Raw genomic sequence first — 3,563 nt, 5'->3', positions numbered from 1 at the left:
GTAGCACCAACGGTGAATGAAGTGACAAGTGAAGGCACGCAAGTAAGTGGAACAGGTGAAGCAGGTTCGACGATTACAGTTCAATTCCCAGATGGAAGTGTTGTAACTGGCAAGGCGGATAATCAAGGGAATTACGCAATCGATGTTCCAACGAACGTAGATTTAGTAGGCAACGAAGAATTGGTAGTGACATCAACAGATGGTGCGGGAAATGTATCAGAAGAAACACGATTAACAGTTACAGATGCGACAGCGCCAGTAGCCCCAACGGCGAATGAGGTTACAAGTGAAGGTACAGAAGTAACAGGAACAGGTGAAGCAGGATCGACGATTACGGTTCAATTCCCAGATGGAAGTACAGTTACAGGTACAGTCGATAATCAAGGAAATTACGCGATCGATCTACCATTAGATAAGCAATTGAATGGAAACGAAGAGTTAGTTATCACATCAACAGACGCATCAGGCAATGTATCGCCAGAAACAAGACTAACAGTTAAAGACGCGACCGCACCAGACGCACCAACGGTGAATGAAGTTACAAGTGAAGGCACACAAGTTACGGGAACAGGCGAACCAAGCTCAACAATTACGGTTAAGTTCCCAGATGGAAGTGTGGCAACAGGTACAGCAGACAGTCAAGGCAACTATGCAATAGATATTCCGACAAACTTAGATTTAGTAGGCAATGAAGAACTCGTAGTTACATCAACAGATGGTGCTGGCAATGTGTCACCAGAAACAAGATTAACAGTTAAAGATACAACAGTACCTACAGCCCCAACGGCGAATGAGGTTACAAGTGAAGGTACACAAGTAACAGGAACAGGTGAAGCAGGATCGACGATTACGGTTCAATTCCCAGATGGAAGTACAGTTACAGGTACAGTCGATAATCAAGGCAACTATGCAATAGATATCCCGACAAACATAGATTTAGTAGGCAATGAAGAATTGGTAGTGACATCAACAGATGGATCAGGAAACGTATCGTCAGAAACAAGATTAACAGTTAAAGATGCGACAGTACCAAACGCACCAATGGTGAATGAGATTACAAGTGAAGGCACACAAGTAACAGGAACAGGTGAACCAAGTTCAACAATTACGGTTAAGTTCCCAGATGGAAGTGTGGCAACAGGTACAGCAGACAGTCAAGGCAACTACGCAATAGATATTCCGACAAACTTAGATTTAGTAGGCAATGAAGAACTCGTAGTTACATCAACAGATGGTGCTGGCAATGTATCACGGGAAACAAGATTGACTGTTACTGATGTGACGGCACCGGCAGCCCCAACGGCGAATGAGGTTACAAGTGAAGCTACGCAAGTAAGTGGAACAGGCGAACCAGGCTCAATAATCACAGTTCAATTCCCAGATGGAAGTACAGTTACAGGCACAGTAGATAATCAAGGAAATTACGCGATTGATTTACCATTAAATAAGCAATTGAATGGCAACGAAGAATTGGTTGTAACATCAACAGATGCATCAGGCAATGTATCGCCAGAAACAAGATTAACGGTTAAAGATACTACAGTACCAAACGCACCGATAGTGAATGAAGTTACAAGCGAAGGTACACAAATTACGGGAACAGGTGAAGCAGATTCAACAATTACGATTCAATTCCCAGATGGAAGCGTTGCAACGGGTACATCTGACAGTCAAGGCAACTATGCAATAGGTATTCCAAAAAATGTAGATTTAGTAGGCAATGAAGAGTTAGTTGTCACATCAACAGATGGTGCTGGCAATGTATCAGCAGAAACAAGATTGACGGTTAAAGATGCGACGGCACCTGTAGCACCAACGGCGAATGAGGTTACAAGTGAAGGTACACAAGTAACAGGAACAGGCGAACCAGGCTCAACGATTACGGTTAAATTCCCAGATGGAAGTGTATTAACAGGTAAAGTAGATGATCAAGGAAATTACGTGATTGATTTACCAGTAGACAAGCAAATAAATGGAAACGAAGAGTTAGTTATCATATCAACAGATCCATCAGGAAATGTATCGTCAGAAACACGATTGACTGTTACTGATGTGACGGCGCCGGTAGAACCGATGGTGAATGAAGTTACAAGTGAAAGCACACAAGTAACAGGAACAGGCGAACCAGGCTCAACAATCACAGTTAAATTCCCAGATGGAAGTGTATTAACAGGTAAAGTAGATGATCAAGGAAAATACGTAATCAATTTACCATTAGATAAGCAATTGAATGGCAATGAAGATTTGATTATTACATCAACAGATGGTGCGGGCAATGTATCGCCAGAAACACGATTAACGGTTAAAGATACGACAGCACCAGACGCCCCAACGGTGAATGAAGTAACAAGTGAAGGCACACAAGTTACAGGAACAAGTGAACCCAATTCAACAATTACAGTTAAGTTCCCGGATGGAAGTGTTGTAACTGGTGAGACGGATAATCAAGGCAACTATTTAATTGATATACCAACAAATGTAGATTTAGTAGGCAACGAAGAACTCGTAGTGACATCAACAGATGGTGCAGGAAATGTATCACCAGAAACAAGATTAACAGTTACAGACGTAACGGCACCAGTAACTCCAACGGTGAATGAGGTTACAAGTGAAGGCACGCAAGTAAGTGGAACAGGCGAACCAAACTCAACAATTACAGTGAAGTTCCCAGATGGAAGTGTTGCAACAGGTACAGCAGATAATCAAGGGAATTACGTGATTGATGTTCCAACGAACGTAGATTTAGTAGGCAATGAAGAGCTCGTAGTTACATCAACAGATGGTGCGGGCAATGTATCAGCAGAAATAAGACTAACAGTCACAGATGCGACAGCACCAAACGCACCAATGGTAAATGAAGTTACAAGTGAAGGCACGCAAGTAAGTGGAACAGGTGAACCAAATTCAACAATTACAGTGAAGTTCCCAGACGGAAGTGTTGTAACTGGTGTGGCGGATAATCAAGGAAACTACGTAATAGATATCCCGACAAACGTAGATTTAGTAGGGAACGAAGAATTGGTAGTTACATCAACAGATAGTGTGGGCAATGTATCGTCAGAAACACGATTAACTGTTACAGATGTGACCGCACCAGTAACACCAACGGTGAATGAAGTGACAAGTGAAGTTACGCAAGTAAGTGGAACAGGCGAACCAGGATCGAAGATTACGGTTAAGTTCCCAGATGGAAGTACAGTAACAGGCACAGCAGAAAGTCAAGGCAACTACGCAATAGATATCCCAACAAATATAGATTTAGTGGGTAATGAAGATTTGGTTATCACATCAACAGATGAATCAGGCAATGTATCACCAGAAACAAGAATGACTGTTACAGATGTGACAGCACCAGACGCACCAACGGTGAATGAGGTTACAAGTGAAGGCACACAAGTAACAGGAACAGGCGAACCAGGCTCAACGATTACGGTTCAATTCTCAGATGGAAGTACAGTTACAGGAACAGTCGATAATCAAGGAAACTACGCAATCGATGTTCCAACAAATGTGAATTTGACAGGAAATGAAGAGTTAGTAGTTACGGCTACTGATCCGTCAGG

At 42.5% G+C, this 3,563-nt stretch carries 1 protein-coding gene; it reads left to right on the top strand.

Annotation, left to right across the window (positions count from 1 at the left end; all coding sequences use genetic code 11):
• A partial coding sequence (locus AST02_RS08020) for an Ig-like domain-containing protein (protein ID WP_256092394.1) occupies positions 1-3,563 on the top strand: 3,563 nt, incomplete at both ends.

This window comes from Staphylococcus equorum, assembly GCF_001747895.1.
Lineage (GTDB): Bacteria > Bacillota > Bacilli > Staphylococcales > Staphylococcaceae > Staphylococcus > Staphylococcus equorum_A.
This window is presented reverse-complemented; position numbering and strand designations above follow the sequence as displayed.